18 protein-coding genes are annotated in these 17,982 nt (G+C 70.8%); 9 read left to right on the top strand and 9 right to left on the bottom strand.

Features of this window, described 5'->3' with window-relative positions:
* Positions 1 to 190: 190 nt before the first annotated feature.
* From AX018_RS20755 to AX018_RS20780, 6 genes are all read right to left on the bottom strand, one after another.
* Positions 191 to 958 carry a class II glutamine amidotransferase gene (locus AX018_RS20755; protein WP_111881333.1) on the bottom strand — a complete coding sequence of 256 codons (768 nt, stop codon included), beginning with the start codon at positions 956 to 958 and terminating at the stop codon, positions 191 to 193.
* Between the two features lie 69 nt (positions 959 to 1,027).
* The gene (locus AX018_RS20760) at positions 1,028 to 2,476 is read right to left on the bottom strand and encodes a DHA2 family efflux MFS transporter permease subunit (protein WP_111881336.1); all 1,449 of its coding nucleotides are present in this window, start codon (positions 2,474 to 2,476) and stop codon (positions 1,028 to 1,030) included.
* 169 nt (positions 2,477 to 2,645) lie between these two features.
* Positions 2,646 to 2,834: a 4-oxalocrotonate tautomerase gene (locus AX018_RS20765; protein WP_011793588.1), complete on the bottom strand. Its 189-nt coding sequence runs from the start codon at positions 2,832 to 2,834 to the stop codon at positions 2,646 to 2,648.
* Between the two features lie 40 nt (positions 2,835 to 2,874).
* Entirely contained in the window at positions 2,875 to 3,129 is a 255-nt protein-coding gene (locus AX018_RS20770) for a cysteine-rich CWC family protein (protein WP_111881339.1), read from the bottom strand.
* A 138-nt stretch (positions 3,130 to 3,267) separates the two neighbouring features.
* The gene (locus tag AX018_RS20775; protein ID WP_111881341.1) at positions 3,268 to 4,869 is read right to left on the bottom strand and encodes a methyl-accepting chemotaxis protein; all 1,602 of its coding nucleotides are present in this window, start codon (positions 4,867 to 4,869) and stop codon (positions 3,268 to 3,270) included.
* Positions 4,870 to 5,063: 194 nt separating this feature from the next.
* Entirely contained in the window at positions 5,064 to 7,271 is a 2,208-nt protein-coding gene (locus AX018_RS20780; RefSeq protein ID WP_111881344.1) for a malate synthase G, read from the bottom strand.
* Between the two features lie 342 nt (positions 7,272 to 7,613).
* Between AX018_RS20780 and AX018_RS20785 the strand changes: the two genes are divergently transcribed.
* From AX018_RS20785 to AX018_RS20795, 3 genes are all read left to right on the top strand, one after another.
* Positions 7,614 to 8,597 (top strand): LysR family transcriptional regulator, encoded by a 984-nt coding sequence (locus tag AX018_RS20785; protein WP_111881347.1) that lies wholly within the window; start codon positions 7,614 to 7,616, stop codon positions 8,595 to 8,597.
* On the top strand, positions 8,594 to 9,232 hold the full coding sequence (locus AX018_RS20790) for a DUF3016 domain-containing protein (protein ID WP_111881349.1): 639 nt from the start codon (positions 8,594 to 8,596) through the stop codon (positions 9,230 to 9,232). The genes AX018_RS20785 and AX018_RS20790 overlap by 4 nt, the downstream gene beginning before the upstream one ends.
* A gap of 90 nt (positions 9,233 to 9,322) precedes the next feature.
* Entirely contained in the window at positions 9,323 to 9,778 is a 456-nt protein-coding gene (locus AX018_RS20795) for a DUF2214 family protein (protein WP_111881367.1), read from the top strand.
* 137 nt (positions 9,779 to 9,915) lie between these two features.
* Here the strand turns inward: AX018_RS20795 and AX018_RS20800 are convergent, their stop codons facing one another.
* The gene (locus tag AX018_RS20800) at positions 9,916 to 10,245 is read right to left on the bottom strand and encodes a PsiF family protein (protein WP_111881352.1); all 330 of its coding nucleotides are present in this window, start codon (positions 10,243 to 10,245) and stop codon (positions 9,916 to 9,918) included.
* Positions 10,246 to 10,374: 129 nt separating this feature from the next.
* On the opposite strand from AX018_RS20800, the gene argS reads away from it, so the two are divergent.
* The 6 genes from argS to AX018_RS20830 all read left to right on the top strand — a co-directional run bounded on the left by argS (position 10,375) and on the right by AX018_RS20830 (position 16,626).
* Positions 10,375 to 12,084, top strand: a complete 1,710-nt coding sequence (gene argS, locus AX018_RS20805) for an arginine--tRNA ligase (RefSeq protein WP_111881354.1) — start codon at positions 10,375 to 10,377, stop codon at positions 12,082 to 12,084.
* 13 nt (positions 12,085 to 12,097) lie between these two features.
* A complete protein-coding gene (locus AX018_RS20810; protein WP_111881357.1) occupies positions 12,098 to 12,754 on the top strand; it encodes an SPOR domain-containing protein in 657 nt (218 codons plus the stop codon).
* Positions 12,755 to 12,828: 74 nt separating this feature from the next.
* Entirely contained in the window at positions 12,829 to 13,485 is a 657-nt protein-coding gene (locus tag AX018_RS20815) for a thiol:disulfide interchange protein DsbA/DsbL (protein ID WP_111881359.1), read from the top strand.
* Positions 13,486 to 13,589: 104 nt separating this feature from the next.
* Positions 13,590 to 14,249 carry a lipopolysaccharide transport periplasmic protein LptA gene (gene lptA, locus AX018_RS20820; protein WP_111881361.1) on the top strand — a complete coding sequence of 220 codons (660 nt, stop codon included), beginning with the start codon at positions 13,590 to 13,592 and terminating at the stop codon, positions 14,247 to 14,249.
* Between the two features lie 65 nt (positions 14,250 to 14,314).
* Positions 14,315 to 15,037, top strand: a complete 723-nt coding sequence (gene lptB / locus AX018_RS20825) for an LPS export ABC transporter ATP-binding protein (protein WP_245951743.1) — start codon at positions 14,315 to 14,317, stop codon at positions 15,035 to 15,037.
* Positions 15,037 to 16,626 carry an RNA polymerase factor sigma-54 gene (locus AX018_RS20830; RefSeq protein ID WP_111881363.1) on the top strand — a complete coding sequence of 530 codons (1,590 nt, stop codon included), beginning with the start codon at positions 15,037 to 15,039 and terminating at the stop codon, positions 16,624 to 16,626. Before lptB ends, AX018_RS20830 begins: the two co-directional genes overlap by 1 nt.
* A 38-nt stretch (positions 16,627 to 16,664) precedes the next feature.
* On the opposite strand, the gene AX018_RS20835 is transcribed toward AX018_RS20830, so the two are convergent.
* On the bottom strand, positions 16,665 to 17,201 hold the full coding sequence (locus AX018_RS20835) for a TspO/MBR family protein (RefSeq protein WP_111881364.1): 537 nt from the start codon (positions 17,199 to 17,201) through the stop codon (positions 16,665 to 16,667).
* Between the two features lie 82 nt (positions 17,202 to 17,283).
* Positions 17,284 to 17,982, bottom strand: a 699-nt coding sequence (locus tag AX018_RS20840; RefSeq protein WP_245951741.1) for a methyl-accepting chemotaxis protein, incomplete at its 5' end; no start/stop codon positions are given.

Consider the following 17,982-nt stretch of genomic DNA (forward strand, 5'->3'; position numbering starts at 1 on the left):
TCAGGGCGGCCCTCTGCGCTGCGGGAGAGGGCCGCCGAAGGTGTGGCGATGTCTTGTCCGCCGGATGGGCGGAGGCGAAAGGGCCTGCGGCAAGACCGGATGGGACTGCGTTGGCCGCTTTGGCAGGGCGCATTATTGGCCCCGGCCATGGGTGGGGGAGCGCGCCGGGTTGCGCGGCCCGCACGCCCGCTCAGGCGGGGATGCAGCTTCCGTCCACGAACACCTTGAGATCGCCGCTGCGGAACGGCGTCCAGGTCTCGTCGCTGGTGAGCGGGGCCGTCACCACCACGGCCACCTTGTCGTGGGGCGTGGTGTGGGCGGAGAAATCGATGCTCAGGTCCTCGTCGCACAGGCGCGCCTGCGCGAACGGGTGGCGGCGCTCGATGTAGTACAGGTGCGTGGACGCATGCGCCCAGAGCGCCTGCCCGTTGGAGAGCAGGAAATTGAAGGTGCCGTGGGGCGCGATGCGGGCGGCGAGCTCGCGCAGGGTGAGGGTGAGCTCGGCCACGCTGGGCACGTCCGCGTGGGACTTGGACAGCTCCTGCATGATCCAGCAGAAGGCGTGCTCGCTGTCGGTGGTGCCCACGGGATGGAAGTGCGCGTGCAGGCGCGGGCGGAAGTCCTTGAGGTCGCCGTTGTGCGCGAACACCCAGTAGCGGCCCCAGAGTTCGCGCACGAAGGGGTGGCAGTTCTGCAGCGCGACGCTGCCCTGCGTGGCCTTGCGGATGTGGGCGATGACGTTGCGGCTGCGGATGGGGTAGCGGCGGATCAGCTCGGCCACGGGCGAATCGACCGCGCGCTCGTGGTCCACGAAATGGCGCAGGCCCCGGTCCTCGAAGAAGGCGATGCCCCAGCCGTCGGAATGGTCCCCGGTGCGGCCGCCGCGCTGCGCGAAGCCCGTGAAGCTGAAGGTCACGTCGGTGGGCGTGTTGGTGTTCATTCCGAGCAACTGGCACATAGGGGGCGTGGGGCAATGGAGTGGGAGGATGCCGGCTGTCTTGTTTTTCTGCAGCCGTCCGTGCGCGGCTCAGGGGCGGCGCGGCGCGCGCAACTGCCATGCGGCCACCAGGGCCAGCAGGCACAGCCCCGTGAGCAGCAGGAAGGTTTCGCCGAAGGCCGCGATGCGCGCCGCGCTGCTGGCGGCATTCTGCAGCGAGTCGCCGTGCGCCGCGATGCGCCACTCCAGCACGATGCCGCACAGGCTCACGCCCGCCGCGCCGCCGAGCATGCGCACGAAGCTGATGGCGCTGGAGCCCTGCGCGATGAGCGACTTGTCCAGCGGCCGCATCGCGCCCAGGTTGAGCGAGGGCAGGATGAAGCCCAGGCCGATGCGCCCGAGCACCGCGACGGCCACCAGCACCCACAGCGCCGTGCGCAGCCCCACCAGGGCCATGAGGCCGAACGAGAGCGCGAGCAGCGCGAGGCCCGTGCCCACCAGCAGGTGCGTGGGCCGGTGGTCGGCCAGGCGCCCTACGACGGGGATGGTGAGCGCCAGCGCGATGCCCGCGGGCAGCATGAGCGTGCCGACGTGCGAGGCCGAAAGCTGCAGGCCCAGCTGCATGAACACCGGCAGCAGGTAGGTGGAGCCGAAGAGGGCCGTGCCGTAGATGAAGGCCACCACGCTGCCCATGGCGAACTGGCGCACCTCGAAGAGGCGCAGGTCCATGAGCGGCCGCGCGCCGCGCGCCTGCAGCCGGCGCTGCCAGGCGATGAAGCCGGCCAGCGCGGCGAAGGCGGCGAGCAGCAGCAGGGCCGATTGCAGCGCCGGGCCGCCGCGCAGCGACACCAGCCCGTTGAGCAGGCACAGCGTGCCGGCCGCGCCCAGCCCCAGCCCCACCCAGTCCAGCGAGGCGCCGGCGCGGTCGGCGGCCACGCCGCCGGGGCTGCTCACGGGCACGTATTTGTAGGCCAGGGCGATGGAGGCGGCGCAGAACGGCACCACCATGAAGAAGATGGAGCGCCAGCCGAACCAGTCCACCAGCAGGCCGCCGACGCTGGGGCCGATGGCGGGCGCGAGCACCACGCCCATGCCGAAGATGCCGCTGGCGCGGCCCTGCTCGTGCGGCTGGAAGGCGTGCAGGATGATGACGGCCGGAATGGGCTGCACCACGCCGGCCGCGAGGCCCTCGACGACGCGCGCGGCCAGCACCAGGCCGTAGTGGCTGGCCACGCCCCCGCCGATGCCGCCGGCCAGCAGCAGCACCATGGCGCCCACGTAGGTGGCGCGGTAGCCGTAGCGCGCGAGCAGCCAGGGGGTGGTGAGCATGGCCACCGTGGTGGCGACCATGAAGCCGGAGGTGACCCACTGCGCGCGCTCCTGGCCGAGCGTGAAGTGGTGGCTCATGTCGGGGATGGCCACGTTCACGATCGTGGACGACATGACCGAGGCCATGGTGCCGATCATCACCGAGAGCAGCAGCAGCCACCGGTAGCGCTCGCCGTAGCGCTCGCGCAGCAGCGCGGCAGAGCCAGTCATGTCATGCCTCGGAATGGGGCTGGCTGGCGCAGCACGCTGCGCGGTAGGCGTGGCCCCCGCCAGCAGACGCCGCGCAAGGGCCGCCCCGCCGCGCTGGCGTCGTCCCCCTTCCCGATGCGCGCAGCGAATCGAGAGAAGGGGGAAGCGGCGTAGCCGCTCAGGGGGATGCTCACTGCCTCTCGGACCAGAGCTTGCCGCCGGTGGCCCAGTTCTCGCGCTTCACGTCGGTGATGAGGATGTCCACGGATTCGGGCGAGCCGCCGAGGATCTCGACGGAGACGCGGGTGATTTCCTCCACGAGCTTCTTCTTCTGCTCGACGGTGCGGCCTTCCATCATTTCGATGTGGTACGTGGGCATGGATCGGGGTCCTTCAGGGATCGGGAAAGGGAAGCGGCCATCATATCGGCGCGGCGCCGCCGGCCGTGTCGCCCGCGGCATCCGGCGCCGCTCCCGCGACTCCGGCCGCGCAGGCCGGGCACAGGCAGGCGAGGTCCCGCAGGGCCTCGGGCACGCGCGCGAGGGCGGCGGGCGGCACGTCGGCCGCCATGCACCAGCAGTCGCGCGCGGGTTCGCCCGCCGCCATGGCGCAGCGGTTGGCGCGGCCGCACACCGGGCAGCGCTGCGTGTCGGCGGGGGCGTCATCCAGGTCCATGGGCGGGTGCGGGGCGGGCGGCAAGGTCGCCCAGTTTAGGTGCCCGGGGACATCCTCGTCGGCATATTCCAGACAAGAATGCCTCCATGTCGCCGGATTTGCTCAATAATTTGCTATTTATTCAATAGCATGCGGGGTTCATGCCGGCAGGGCGCGCTGGCCGGTGGGCGCGCCTTGCAGGGCCTGGGCGGCCTGCACGCGGAACACGGCGACGGCGCGCACCAGCTGCGCGGCCTGGGCCTCCAGCGAGCCGGTGGCCGCGGCGGCCTCCTCGACCAGGGCGGCGTTCTGCTGCGTGACCAGGTCCATCTGCGAGACGGCCTGGTTGACCTGCTCCAGCCCCGTCGTCTGCTCCTGGCTGGCGGCGCTGATCTCGCCCACGATGTCGGTCACGCGGCGCACGCCATCGACCACGTCGCGGATCACCGCGCCGGCTTCTTCCACGAGGCGGTTGCCCGAGTCCACGCGCTGCACCGAATCGTCGATCAGGCCCTTGATCTCCTTGGCCGCCGCCGCGCTGCGCTGCGCGAGGGTGCGCACCTCGCTCGCGACGACGGCGAAGCCCCGGCCCTGCTCGCCGGCGCGTGCGGCCTCCACCGCCGCGTTGAGGGCGAGGATGTTGGTCTGGAAGGCGATGGAGTCGATGACGCCGATGATGTCCACGATCTTGCGCGAGGAGGCATGGATGCCGCCCATGGTGGTCACGACGTTGCCCACCACCTCGCCGCCGCGCAGCGCCATGCCCGAGGCCGCCTGCGCGAGCTGGTGGGCCTGGCGGGCGTTGTCGGCGTTCTGGCGCACGGTGGAGGTCATCTGCTCCATCGAGGCGGCGGTCTGCTGCAGCGCGCTCGCCTGCTGCTCGGTGCGGCTGGAGAGGTCGAGGTTGCCGCTCGCGATCTGGCTGGAGGCCGAGGCGATGCCCTCGGCGCCCTGGCGCACCTGGCCCACCGTGCTGCGCAGCTGCTCGCCCATGGCGTCCAGCGCGCGCAGCAGCTTGCCGGTCTCGTCGCCCGGGGTGGGGCCCACGCGGTGCGTGAGGTCGCCCGCCGCCACCGTCTCGGCCACCGCCACGGCGCGCGCCAGGGGCCGCGTGATGCCGCGCGTGATGACCAGGGCCAGCCCGGCGGCCGTGAGCACGGCCAGCGCGCCCAGCACGGTCATCTGCGTGCGCCCGCGCTCGTAGCCGGCGTGGATCGCCTCGCTGGTGGCGTTGATGCTCGCGCGCTGCTGGTCCAGCAGGGCCTGCAGGCTGTCGAGGTAGCGCGTGCCGGCGGGGCGGAAGTCGGCGTTGAAGATGCGCTCGGCATCCTCGGCGCGGCCGTCGGCCTTGGCCTTGCTCACCGCGTCGCGCGCGGCGATGTACTGCTGGCGGGCCTGCGAGAGCGTGGCGAAGAGGGCTTTTTCCTCGGGCGATTCGAGCAGTGCTTCCAGCTGCTTTTGCTGCTCGCTCGACATGCGCGAGGCCTGCGCGTTCTCTTCCGCGAAGAAGGTGGCGAGCGACGGGTCGGCGCTCTTGGCCACGGCCGTGGTGCGGCGCACGCTGGTGTGGATGGTGCGGTACCAGTCGGAGACGAGGCGCTCCTTGCTCAGCGGGCGCGCCATCATGGCGTCGGTCTGCGCGGCGACGGACTGCAGGCGCCAGATGCCCACGGCCAGGATGGCCACGGTGAGCAGGATGAGCGCCGCGAAGGCCATGGCCAGGCGGCTGCCGATCGATAGATTCTGTAGGGGGGAATTCATGGGAGGACCTTGTGGGGGTTGTCCCTCGTTTACGGCCGGGTTCGGCAAGACTTGACCAAAGCACTCCGGTTTGCAAGGGCTTGCGATTCGACCTTCCGCTCCGCGGCATTTTTTGGGGTATCTATGCCTTCGTTCCCCCCAGAAAAAAGCGGCCCTCGCGGGGCCGCTTCGATCTGTTGGGTGGTGAGGCCGGATCAAGCCCCGGATTTCACCTTCAGCCGCCACGCATGCAGCAGCGGCTCGGTGTAGCCGCTGGGCTGCTCCACGCCCTTGAAGACGAGATCGCACGCGGCCTGGTAGGCGGGGGATGCGGCGAAGCGGCCGGCCATCGGCTGGTAGAGCGGGTCGCCCGCGTTCTGCTGATCCACCACGGCGGCCATGCGCTCGAAGGTCTCCTTCACCTGGGCTTCCGTCACCACGCCGTGCAGCAGCCAGTTGGCGATGTGCTGGCTGCTGATGCGCAGCGTGGCGCGGTCTTCCATCAGGCCCACGTCGTGGATGTCGGGCACCTTGGAGCAGCCCACGCCCTGGTCCACCCAGCGCACCACGTAGCCCAGGATGCCCTGGGCGTTGTTGTCCAGCTCCTGCTGCTTCTCGGCATCGGTCCACTGCGGGTTGGCGGCCACGGGCACGGTGAGCAGGCCCGCGAGCAGCGTGTCGCGCTGGGCGGCCGCATCGGTCTTTTCGAGTTCCTTCTGCACGTCCGCCACGCTGACCTGGTGGTAGTGCAGCGCGTGCAGCGTCGCGGCCGTGGGGCTGGGCACCCAGGCGGTGTTGGCGCCGGCCTTCGGGTGGGCGATCTTCTGCTCCAGCATGGCCTTCATCAGGTCGGGCATGGCCCACATGCCCTTGCCGATCTGCGCGCGGCCGCGCAGCCCGCAGGCCAGCCCCACCAGCACGTTGTTCTTCTCGTAGGCCTGGATCCAGGCGCTGGCCTTCATGTCGCCCTTGCGCACCATCGGGCCGGCGCGCATGGCGGTGTGCATCTCGTCGCCCGTGCGGTCGAGGAAGCCGGTGTTGATGAAGGCCACGCGCGCGCTGGCGGCGGCGATGCAGGCCTTCAGGTTCACGCTGGTGCGGCGCTCCTCGTCCATGATGCCGAGCTTCACGGTGTTCTCCGCCAGGCCCAGCAGCCGCTCCACGCGGCCGAAGAGTTCGCTGGCGAAGGCCACTTCCGCGGGGCCGTGCATCTTGGGCTTGACGATGTAGACGCTGCCCTTGCGCGAGTTGCGGATACCGTCCTTGCCCCGGCCCTGCAGGTCGTGCAGCGCGATGGCGGTGGTGACCACGGCGTCCAGGATGCCCTCGGGGATCTCGCGCCGCGTGCCCTGCGCGTCGGTCCAGAGCACGGCCGGGTTGGTCATCAGGTGGCCCACGTTGCGCAGGAACATGAGCGAGCGGCCGTGCAGGCGCACTTCGCCCTGTCCTTGCGGCGCGGTGTACACGCGGTCGGCGTTCAGCCCGCGCGTGAGCGCCTTGCCGCCCTTCTGGAAGGTCTCGGTGAGCGTGCCCTGCAGGATGCCGAGCCAGTTGGCATAGCCGGCCACCTTGTCCTCGGCATCGACGGCGGCCACCGAATCCTCCAGGTCGAGGATGGTGGAGAGCGCGGCCTCCAGCACCACGTCGCTCACGCCGGCCGGATCGGTCTTGCCGATGGCGGTGCCGCGGTCGATGCGGATGTCCAGGTGCAGGCCGTGGTGGCGCAGCAGCACCGACGACGGCGCGGCGGCATCGCCCTGGTAGCCCGCGAACTGCGCGGGGTCCTTCAGGCTCGTGGCGGAGCCGTCCGCCAGCAGGACGGCAAGCCGGCCGCCTTCGATGCGGTAGGCCGCCGCATCCTGATGCGAGCCGGCCGCGAGCGGGGCGCTGGTGTCCAGCACGTTGCGCGCGAACGCGATCACCCGGGCGCCGCGCACGGGGTTGTAGCCCTGGCCCTTCTCGGCGCCGCCGTCCTCGGGGATCGCGTCGGTGCCGTAGAGCGCGTCATAGAGCGAGCCCCAGCGCGCGTTGGCGGCGTTGAGCGCATAGCGCGCGTTCAGGATCGGCACCACGAGCTGCGGGCCGGCCTGCAGGGCGAGTTCGTCGTCCACATTGGCGGTGGTGGCCCGCACCGCGCCGGGCTGCGGCACGAGGTAGCCGATCTGCTCCAGGAACGCGCGGTAGCCCGCCATGTCGGCGATGGGGCCGGGGTGCGCCTGGTGCCAGGCGTCCAGCCCCGCCTGCAGGCGGTCGCGCTCGGCCAGCAGGGCGATGTTCTTCGGGGCCAGCTCGGCCACGATGGCATCGAAGCCTTTCCAGAACGCAGCGGCATCGATGCCCGTGCCGGGCAGCACGCGCTCTTCGATGAATCGGTGCAGGGAGGAGGCCACTTGCAGGCCGTGGACGGTGGTGCGGTCGGTCATGGTGTGCGGCAGGTTCGGTGGTTGAATGGAAAGAAGGGCGAAGGGCGCCGCCAGCCCGCAGGGGCCATGGCAGGGCGGCAACCATGAAGCCACTTTATTTGAATTGTTTATCCGCATAAACAACGCACAAAGCTCAGAACCAGTGACTTTTTTGCACGAATCAGCTGGCGCGGTGCCGATGGCGGGAGCGTGCAACAGCGGCGTCCTTTTGTTTGCTATTGAATGAATAGCAAACTATTCAGTGGACTGGGCGACATGGGCGCATTCCGGCGTGGAACCGTTTTGGTCCTTCCCGGCGCACGGGACTGCGATGCGTTACCTCCCTGCCCATAATCCCCGCCCATGGACAAGCTCAAGGCCTTCGAGTCGTTCGTGTCGGTGGCGGCGCGCGGCAGCCTCACGGCTGCGGCGCGGGCCGAGGGCGTGGCGCCGGCCATCATGGGGCGGCGGCTCGATGCGCTGGAGGAGCACCTGGGCGTGAAGCTCATGGTGCGCACCACGCGCCGCATCAGCCTCACGCACGAGGGCACCGCCTTCCTGGAGGACTGCCAGCGCCTGCTGGCCGACGTGGCCGAGGCCGAGGCGAGCGTGTCGGTGGGCGGCGCCCGGGCCACGGGCCACCTGCGCATCACCGCGCCGGCGGGCTTCGGGCGGCGCCACGTGGCGCCGCTGGTGCCGCTCTTTCGCGACCTGCATCCCGAGGTGAGCATCTCCCTGAACCTCAGCGACCGCGTGGTGGACCTCGCGGGCGAGGGCTTCGACTGCGCCGTGCGCGTGGGCGACCTGCCCGATTCGTCGCTGGTGAGCGTGCGCATCGCCGACAACCGGCGGCTGTGCGTGGCGGCGCCCGCCTACCTGGAGCGCCACGGCACGCCGCGCCATCCTTCCGACCTCACCCGCCATGCCTGCCTCACGCTGTCGAGCGATGCCTCGCAGACGCGCGGCTGGGCCTTCCGCATGCCGGCCGCGGGCGGCGAGGGCGCCGGCGAGGTCGTGCACCTCAAGCCCGCCGGCCCGCTCGACTGCTCCGACGGTCAGGTGCTGCACGACTGGTGCCTGGGCGGCTGGGGCATCGCCTGGCGCAGCACCTGGGAGGTGGAGGCCGAGATCGCCGCCGGCCGGCTCGTGGCCGTGCTGGAGGATTTCGCCGCGCCGCCCAACGGCATCTACGTGGTCTTCCCGCACGCCCGCCACCTGCCGTTGCGCGTGCGCCTCTGGATCGACTCCCTCAAGCACCATTACGCGCAGCCGGCCTTCTGGCGCCGGGCCGCGCCCACGCTTTTCGCTCTTCCCGCCACGCCCGTCCCGCCAGGAGCCCCGCCATGACGACGCACCGCCCCGCCGCAGCCCACCTCTCCTCGCCCCGCGCCACAGGCGCCGCCGTCCTGGCGCTGGCCGCCGTGCTCGCCGGGTGCGCGGCCGCGCCGGAGGCCCGCCCGCCCGCGCAGGCCACGCCGGACGCGGCCTCCCCGTCCGCGCGGGGCGGTGCCGAGCAGGTGCCGCCGCGCGCCGCCGCCGACCTGCCCGCCGGCATCGTCAGCGTGACCTATGACGACCCGGCCGGATTCAGCGATGCGCGCCAGGGCGTGCACGAGACCGCCAGGGCGCGCGAAGCCTGGGTGGACGCGCTTTGCCTGCACCTGTCCGAGCGCGCGGCCACCGCGCTGCCCGAAGGCCAGCGGCTGGAGGTGCACATCACCGACGTGCAGCGCGCGGGCGGCTTCGAGCCCTGGCGCGGCCCGCAGGCCGGGCAGGTGCGCATCGTGCGCGACGTGTACCCGCCGCGCATCGAACTGGAGTTCCGCCGGCTCGCGGCCGACGGCGCCGTGCTGCAGTCGGGGCGGCGCGTGCTGCGCGATTCCGCGTTCATGGAACGCACCGCCCGTGGGGCCGCCGATCCGCTGCGCTACGAGAAGGGCCTGATCGACGACTGGGTGCGGCAGGAGTTCGGCGGGCGCTGATCCGCGGCCCGTTCCGTTCCCCGCGTGGCGCCCGCCCGGCGCGCGCAGGGGCGCTACGATGCGCCACCCCTTCCGATGAAAGGATGCCGCGTGACCACCGAAGCCCTGCTGGCCTATGCCCATCTGCTGGCCATCCTCACCATGACCGTCTTCCTCGCGAGCGAGGCCGCGCTGTGCCGCAAGGAGTGGATGAACGCCGCCGTGGTCGAGCGCCTGGCGCGCGTGGACCTGATCTACGGCATTTCCGCAGCGCTCGTGCTGGGCACGGGCCTGGCCCGCACCGCCTGGGGCATGAAAGGCGGCGCCTGGTACTGGGCGCAGCCGCTGCTGCACCTGAAGGTGACGCTCTTCGTGGCGATCGGGCTGCTGTCCATCCTGCCCACCGTGCGCTTCCTGCGCTGGCGCCGCGCGCTGCGCGCCACGGGGGCGCTGCCGCCGGATGCGGAGATCCGGAGCACGCGCCGCATCGTCATGATCGAGGCGCACCTGCTGGCGCTCATCCCGCTGGCCGCCACGCTCCTCGCGCGCGGCGTCTGGACGCGCTGACCGGGCCGCCCCGGCAATCACAAGAGCCCCACGCTCCTCGCTGTGCCCTGAGAGGGCTGTTTTCGGCCCGGCAATGAAAAACCCCGCGCACCGGCAGGCGGTGTCGCGGGGTCTTGCGGGCGGGGCCCGGTCCGTGCTCAGGCGGCGGGCTTGGCGCTCAGGCACTGCTTCATGAAGGCCTTGCGCTCGTCACCCTTGAGCGTCTTGGCCTTCGCGTCGGCGTTGCAGGACTTCATCTTGTCCTGCTGGGTGGTTTCCTTCTTGGCGCTCAGGCATTCCTTCATGAAAGCCTTGCGCTCGTCGCCCTTCTTGTCCTTGGCATCGGCGTTGCACGAGGCCATCTTGCTCTGCTGCGCGGTCGGGGCCTTGGGCGCCGAGGCGGCCGCGGCGGGGGCATCGGCGGCATGGGCGACCGCAGCGGACAGGGTCAGGCCGGCGGCGGCCAGGATCGAAAGCAGTTTCTTCATGTAATGCTCCTGCAGGGGGTGGATCGGCAAGGGAACGTGCCCCGGTGGCCGGTGGCCGGCCACCGGGGCTGTTCAGCTTAACGCCTGCCGCCGCCGGGTGGATGACGGGGCGGCCCGTAGAATCCGCCCATGCTCTCCGTCAAACAGGAATTGCTCGCGGCGCTGGCCGGCGAGCTGGAAAAACTCTCGCCCGGCTCCGCCGGGCGCGCCGCTTTTGAATCCCCCAAGGTGGCCGCGCACGGCGATTTCGCCTGCACCGCCGCCATGCAGCTGGCCAAGCCGCTCAAGCTCAACCCCCGTGCCCTGGGCGAGCAGCTCAAGGTCGCGCTGGCAGCCACGCCGGCCTTCGCGCGCTGGGTGGACGGCGTCGAGATCGCCGGGCCCGGCTTCCTCAACATCCGTCTCAAGCCCGCCGCCAAGCAGGAGATCGTGCGCGAGGTGCTGGCCGCGGGCGAGCGCTTCGGATACCAGAAGGACAACGGCCAGCGCGTGCTGGTGGAATTCGTCTCGGCCAACCCCACGGGGCCGTTGCACGTGGGCCACGGCCGGCAGGCCGCGCTCGGCGATGCCATCTGCAATCTCTTCGCCACGCAGGGCTGGGGCGTGCATCGCGAGTTCTATTACAACGACGCGGGCGTGCAGATCGACACCCTCACCAAGAGCACGCAGTTGCGCGCCAGGGGCTTCAAGCCGGGTGACGACTGCTGGCCCGTCGATCCCGAGAATCCTGCCAGCAAGGCGTTCTACAACGGCGACTACATCCAGGACATCGCGAACGACTTCCTGGCCAAGAAGACCGTCGAGGCCGACGACCGCACGTTCACCGCGAACGGCAATGTCGAGGATTACGACAACATCCGCCAGTTCGCCGTGGCCTACCTGCGCAACGAGCAGGACAAGGACCTGCAGGCTTTCAACCTGCACTTCGACCAGTATTACCTGGAGTCGAGCCTCTACACCTCCGGCCGGGTGGAGGACGCGGTGCAGCGCCTCGTCGCGGGCGGCCACACCTACGAGCAGGACGGCGCGCTGTGGCTGAAGTCCACCGACTACGGCGACGACAAGGACCGGGTCATGCGCAAGCAGGACGGCACCTACACGTACTTCGTGCCCGACGTGGCCTACCACATCACCAAGTGGGAGCGCGGCTTCGCCAAGGTCGTGAACATCCAGGGCACCGATCACCACGGCACCATCGCCCGCGTGCGCGCCGGCCTGCAGGCCGCCGGCGTGGGCATTCCCCAGGGCTACCCCGACTACGTGCTGCACACCATGGTGCGCGTGGTCAAGGGCGGCGAGGAGGTCAAGATCAGCAAGCGCGCGGGCAGCTACGTCACGCTGCGCGACCTGATCGAGTGGACCAGCAAGGACGCGGTGCGCTTCTTCCTGCTCTCGCGCAAGCCCGACACCGAATACACCTTCGACGTCGATCTGGCCGTGGCGCAGAACAACGACAACCCGGTCTATTACGTGCAGTACGCCCATGCGCGCATCTGCTCGGTGCTGCGGGCGTGGCAGGAGCAGGGCGGCGGCGACGCCGCTGCGCTCAAGGACGCCGACCTGTCGGCGCTGGAGGGCCCGCAGGCCCAGGCGCTGATGCTGCAGCTCGCCAAGTACCCCGAGATGCTCACCGCCGCCGCCGAGGGCGAGGCGCCGCACGACGTGACCTTCTACCTGCGCGACCTCGCCGCCAGCTACCACAGCTACTACGACGCCGAGCGCATCCTCGTGGACGACGAGGCCGTGAAGCGCGCGCGCCTGGCGCTCGTCGCCGCCACGGCGCAGGTATTGCACAATGGCCTGGCCGTGCTGGGCGTGTCGGCGCCAGCCAGAATGTGAGTCTTTAGCCAATATGACAAAGAAGCAGCAACGCGGCGGTTCGGCGGTCGGCTTCATCCTGGGGGTGGTCGTGGGCCTGGGGGCGGCGCTCGCCGTGGCGGTCTATGTGACCAAGGTGCCGGTGCCGTTCCTCAACAAGGGCGGCGCCCGCGGCATCGACCAGGATGCCGTCGAATCCCAGCGCAACAAGAACTGGGACCCGAATTCCCCGCTCTACGGCAAGAACCCCGCGCGGCCGGCGGCTCCGGCCGCATCCACGCCCGCCGTGGCCGGCGTGGTGCCCGCGCCCGCCAGCACGCCGGCGTCCGCGGCTTCGGCCGCGGTGGCCTCGGCGTCCTCCGCCCGGGGCGCGGCCAGCAAGCCGGGCGCGGCGGCCTCGTCGGCCGATCCGCTGGGCGACCTCGCCCGGGCCCGGGCCGCCGCAGGCGGCGAGCCGTTCGACTATTTCGTGCAGGCGGGGGCTTTCCGCACCCAGTCCGATGCCGACGCGCAGCGCGCCAAGCTCGCGATGCTGGGCTGGGAGGCCCGCGTGAGCGAGCGCGAGCAGAACGGCCGCACCGTGTTCCGCGTTCGCGTGGGCCCGTTCACCAAGCGCGACGACGCCGAGATGCTGAAAGAGAAGCTCGACGGCGCGGGCGTGGAGTCGGCCCTCGTGCGGGTCCAGCATTGATGACCGCACTGAACTTTTGCCGCATTGCGCGGCTCACAACCCTCCAGCAACCGTAACGAGGAGTGTCCCTTTCCATGAAACGCCGCGAGTTTTCCCTGTCCGCCGCCACCGCCGTGGCTGCTTCCGCCGTCACGCTGCCGCTGGCCACGCCCGCTTTCGCGCAGGCCCGCCAGTTCAAGGAAGGCAAGGACTACACCAAGCTCGGCAAGCCCGTGCCCGTCGATGCTCCCGCCGGCAAGGTCGAGGTGATCGAGTTCTTCTGGTACAGCTGCCCGCACTGCAACGCCTTCGAGCCCGTGCTGGAATCCTGGATCAAGGCCGCGCCCAAGGATCTCGTGATCCGCCGCATGCCGGTGGCCTTCAATGCCAGCTTCGCGGCCCAGCAGAAGCTCTATTTCGCGCTGGAGGGCATGAACAAGCTGCCCGAGCTGCACGCCAAGGTGTTCCGCGCGGTGCACGTCGAGAAGCTGCCCCTCAACAAGGACGACCTGATCTTCGACTGGATCGGCAAGCAGGGCGTGGACGTCGCCAAGTTCAAGGAAACGTACAACTCCTTCACCGTTTCCAACCAGCTGCGCAAGGCCACGCAGCTGCAGGAGGCCTATGGCGTCGAGGGCGTGCCCTCGATGGGCGTGGCCGGCCGCTACTACACCGACGGCACCATGGCCGGCAACATGCAGAACGTGCTGCAGGTGGTGGAGTACCTGGCGGGCCAGGCGCGCAAGGGCTGATTGCGTACCGTCCCATGCCACGGGCCCGCTTCGGCGGGCTTTTGTTTTTGGATGCTGCTGCGCCGCAGCAGGGGACTACAATCTTTGCAAGATTCGTGCCCTCTATGAGACCCAGACTCTTTCCCTCACTTCTTCTGCTGGTGTCCCTGGCGTTCACCGCAGGGCCCGCACAGGCCGAAAAGGCCGACCGCAACAAGCCCATGAACATCGAGGCCGATGCCCTGCGCCACGATGAGCTCAAGCAGACCAGCGTGTTCACCGGGCGCGTGGTGGTGACCAAGGGCACCATCGTGCTGCGCGGCACGCGGCTCGACGTGCGGACGGACCCCGATGGCTTCCAGTACGGCACCATGGTCGCCGAGCCGGGCAAGCGCGCGTTCTTCCGCCAGAAGCGCGACACCGCGCCGGGCATGCCGGACGAATTCGTCGAGGGCGAGGGCGAGGTGATCGAATACGACGGCCGCGCCGACCTCGTGCGGCTGATCCGCCGCGCGGAGCTGCGGCGCTACCGCGAGGCCGCGCTGACCGACGAGATGGCCGGCGCGCTCATCGTCTACAACAACGTGACCGACGTGTTCACGGTGGATGGCCAGAAGACCGCGCCGGCCGGCGCCGCGGCGGCGGCCACGCCCGGCGGGCGCGTGCGCGCGGTGCTCTCGCCCAAGGAGCCTCCCGCGTCCGCCGGCCATGCCGCGCCGCCGGCCGCGGCCGGCCCGGCGCCCGCGCTGCGGCAGAGCAACGAGCTGGGCGGCGGCGCGAAGTGAGTACCGCGCCGAACCTCACCGACGCCGGGGTGGCGCCGGCGGCCGCGCCGAGCCGCCTGGAGGTCATGCACCTCGAGAAGTCCTATGGCAGCCGCAAGGTGGTCAAGGACGTGTCCATGGTCGTGCAAAAGGGCGAGGTCGTCGGCCTGCTCGGCCCCAACGGCGCGGGCAAGACCACCTCGTTCTACATGATCGTGGGCCTCGTGCGCTGCGACGGCGGCGACATCCGCATCGACGGCCAGTCGGTGGCGAACATGCCGATCCACCGGCGCTCGCGCCTGGGGCTGTCGTACCTGCCGCAGGAGGCCTCGATCTTCCGCAAGCTCTCCGTGGAGGAGAACGTGCGCGCGGTGCTGGAGCTGCAGCGCGGCGAGGACGGCAAGCCGCTCGCGCGCGCCGAGATCGAGGAGCGCCTCACGGCGCTGCTGCAGGAGTTGCGCGTCGAGCACCTGCGGGCCTCGCCCGCGCTCGCGCTCTCGGGCGGCGAGCGCCGCCGCGTGGAGATCGCGCGGGCCCTCGCCACGCAGCCGCGCTTCATCCTGCTGGACGAGCCCTTCGCGGGCATCGACCCGATCGCCGTGATCGAGATCCAGCGCATCATCGGCTTCCTCAAGGCGCGCGGCATCGGCGTGCTCATCACCGACCACAACGTGCGCGAGACGCTGGGCATCTGCGACCACGCATTCATCATCAGCGACGGCCGCGTGCTGGCGCAGGGAACGCCGTCCGAGATCGTGGACAACGCCGAAGTGCGCCGGGTGTATCTCGGCGAACACTTCCGCATGTGATGAAACCCGGCCTGTCGCTGCGCATCTCGCAGCACCTGGCGCTGACGCCGCAGCTGCAGCAGTCGATCCGGCTGCTGCAGTTGTCCACGCTCGAACTCTCCCAGGAAGTCGAGCAGATGCTCGACGAGAACCCGTTCCTGGAGCGCAACCCCGACGAGGCGCCGCGCGAGGAATTCGGCCTGGCGCAGGCCGACACGCCCGCGGCCGATACCGGGGCGCCCCCGGAGGATGCTACATATTCAGTAGCAAACAACGCAGCGGATACGGCGACAAGCAGCCCAAATGAGTCCTCAAGCGACGCCGGGGAGGCCCCTGAGGCCCCCGAGACGCCCGACTGGGAGGGCGACGGCACCGTCGAGATGTCGCCCGACGACGGCGAGTGGGGCGGCGAGGCGCCCGCGCGCACCCGCGCCGCCGGCGAGGACGACGAGGCCGACGCCACCGAACTCGCGCGCGAGCACGAGTCGCTCACCGCCTACCTCCACCGCCAGGCCCTGTCGCTGCGCCTGTCCGAGGTGGACCGCGCGGCCCTGCGCTTTCTCATCGAATCGCTCAACGACGACGGCTACCTGGACGAGTCGCTCGAATCGCTGGCCGTGGGGCTCGCGGGCGAGGAAGACCCCGAGCAGGTCGAAGAACTGGTGCACCGCTTCACGGTGGCCCTGCGCCTGCTGCAGAGCCTGGAGCCCGTGGGCGTGGGCGCGCGGGGCCTGAGCGAATGCCTCACGCTGCAGCTGCGTGCGCTGCCGCAGGACGATGGGCCGGCCGACCCCGAGGTGCTGCAGGCGGCGCTGTGCATCTGCCAGCAGCCCCTGGAGATGCTCGCGCGGCGCGACGTGCGCCGGCTGGCCCAGGCCTGCGGCGGCGGCGAGGAGCGCACGCGCGCGGCCATGGCGCTCATCGCGCGACTGGAGCCCCGGCCCGGGCGGGCCTTCGCGGAGGTGGAACGCAACATCATCGTGCCCGACGTGATCGTGAAGAAAAGCGGCGGCCGGGGCGCGGCGCATGCGTTCACCGTGCAGCTCAACCCCGACGTGATGCCGCGCCTGCGCGTGCACGACATCTATGCCGGCGCGCTGCGCGGCAACCGGGGCGGCGAGGGCCACCAGGCGTTGCAGCAGCGGCTGCAGGAGGCGCGCTGGTTCATCAAGAACATCCAGCAGCGCTTCGACACCATCCTGCGGGTGTCGCGCGCCATCGTCGATCGGCAGAAGAACTTCTTCGTGCACGGCGAGCTGGCCATGCGCCCGCTGGTGCTGCGCGACATCGCCGACGAGCTGGGCCTGCACGAGTCCACCATCAGCCGCGTGACCACGGCCAAGTACATGGCGACGCCCCAGGGCACCTATGAGCTGAAGTACTTCTTCGGCTCGGGCCTGGGCACCGAGACGGGCGGCAACGCGTCGAGCACGGCGGTGCGCGCGCTCATCCGGCAGTTCGTCTCGGCGGAGAGCCCGGCCAAGCCGCTGTCGGACAGCCAGATCGCCGAGATGCTCAAGGAGCAGGGCATCGAGTGCGCGCGCCGCACGGTGGCCAAGTACCGCGAGGCGCTCAAGATCGCGCCGGCCAACCTGCGCAAGGCGCTCTGAGAACGTTCTGACGGCGGGCCGGGGCGGGCGGCCGCTCCTCACCCGCCCAGCAGGGCGGGGTTCATGCGCCAGAGCGTGTAGTTGAGCGCGGCGGCGAAGCTGATCCACGCCAGGTACGGCAGCAGCAGCGCGCCCGCCACGGGCCGCAGCCGCAGGAAGGCCACGAAGGTGGCGGCCAGGCAGGCGCCGAGCAGCGCGATGTCGGCCAGCGCCCAGGCGCCCAGCCGCCACTGGAAGAACAGCCAGCTCCACAGCGCGTTCAGCGCCAGCTGCGCGGCGAAGAGCCGCAGCGCGAGCCGGCGCGCCGGGCCGGGCGGCTCGCGCCAGGCCAGCCAGGCCGCGATGCCCATCAGCGCGTAGAGCACGGTCCACACGGGGCCGAACACGCCGGCGGGCGGTGCCCAGGGCGGCTGGTGGAGCTGGGCATAGAACTGCGGCGCCTGCGCGGAGGCCAGGCCGCCGATGCCGGCGGCGATGAAGCACAGCAGGAGCCAGCCCGCCAGCGCCCGCCAGGTGCGCGGCGACAGGGGCGCGCGGGCTGCGGGGGCCGCGGTATCGGAGGGCAGGGGCGTCATGCCGCCATCATCGGCGCTGGCCGTGCCGGCGGTCGATGGGCGCAGGGCGGCTGTCGGTGTCAGCCGGCGCCCCGTGGCCGCCTCACCGCGGGGCGTTCAGCGCCGGGAGGTGCCCCGCGCCGTGCGCGTCGAGCTTGAACCCGGCGACGGCATCGGCGAGCTGGTGGGCCTGCTGCTGCAGGGACTGCGCGGCGGCGGTGGCCTGCTCCACGAGGGCGGCGTTCTGCTGGGTGCTCTGGTCCATGTGGCTGACGGCGGTGCCGATCTCGGCGATGCCGGTGCTCTGCTCCTGGCTGGCGTTGCTGATCTCGGCGACGATGGCGGTGACGCGTTTGACGCTGTCGACCACCTCCTGCATGGTGGAGCCGGCGTCCTGCACGAGGCGGCTGCCGGCGTTGACCTGGGAGACGGAGTCGTCGATGAGGGACTTGATCTCCTTGGCGGCGGTGGCCGAGCGCTGGGCGAGGGTGCGGACCTCGGCGGCAACGACGGCGAAGCCCCGGCCCTGCTCGCCGGCACGGGCGGCCTCCACCGCCGCATTGAGCGCCAGGATGTTGGTCTGGAAGGCGATGGAGTCGATGACGCCGATGATGTCCACGATCTTGCGCGAGGAGGCGTCGATGCCGCCCATGGTCTGCACGACCTGTCCCATGACGGTGCCGCCGTGGGCGGCGATCTGGGAGGCGTTGGCGGTGAGGTGGTTGGCCTGGCGGGCGTTCTCGGCGTTCTGCTGGACGGTGGCGGTGAGCTGCTCCATGGCGGCGGCGGTCTGCTCCAGGGA

Origin of the sequence: Paracidovorax anthurii (assembly GCF_003269065.1) — a bacterium.
Classification (GTDB): Bacteria; Pseudomonadota; Gammaproteobacteria; order Burkholderiales; family Burkholderiaceae_C; genus Paracidovorax; species Paracidovorax anthurii.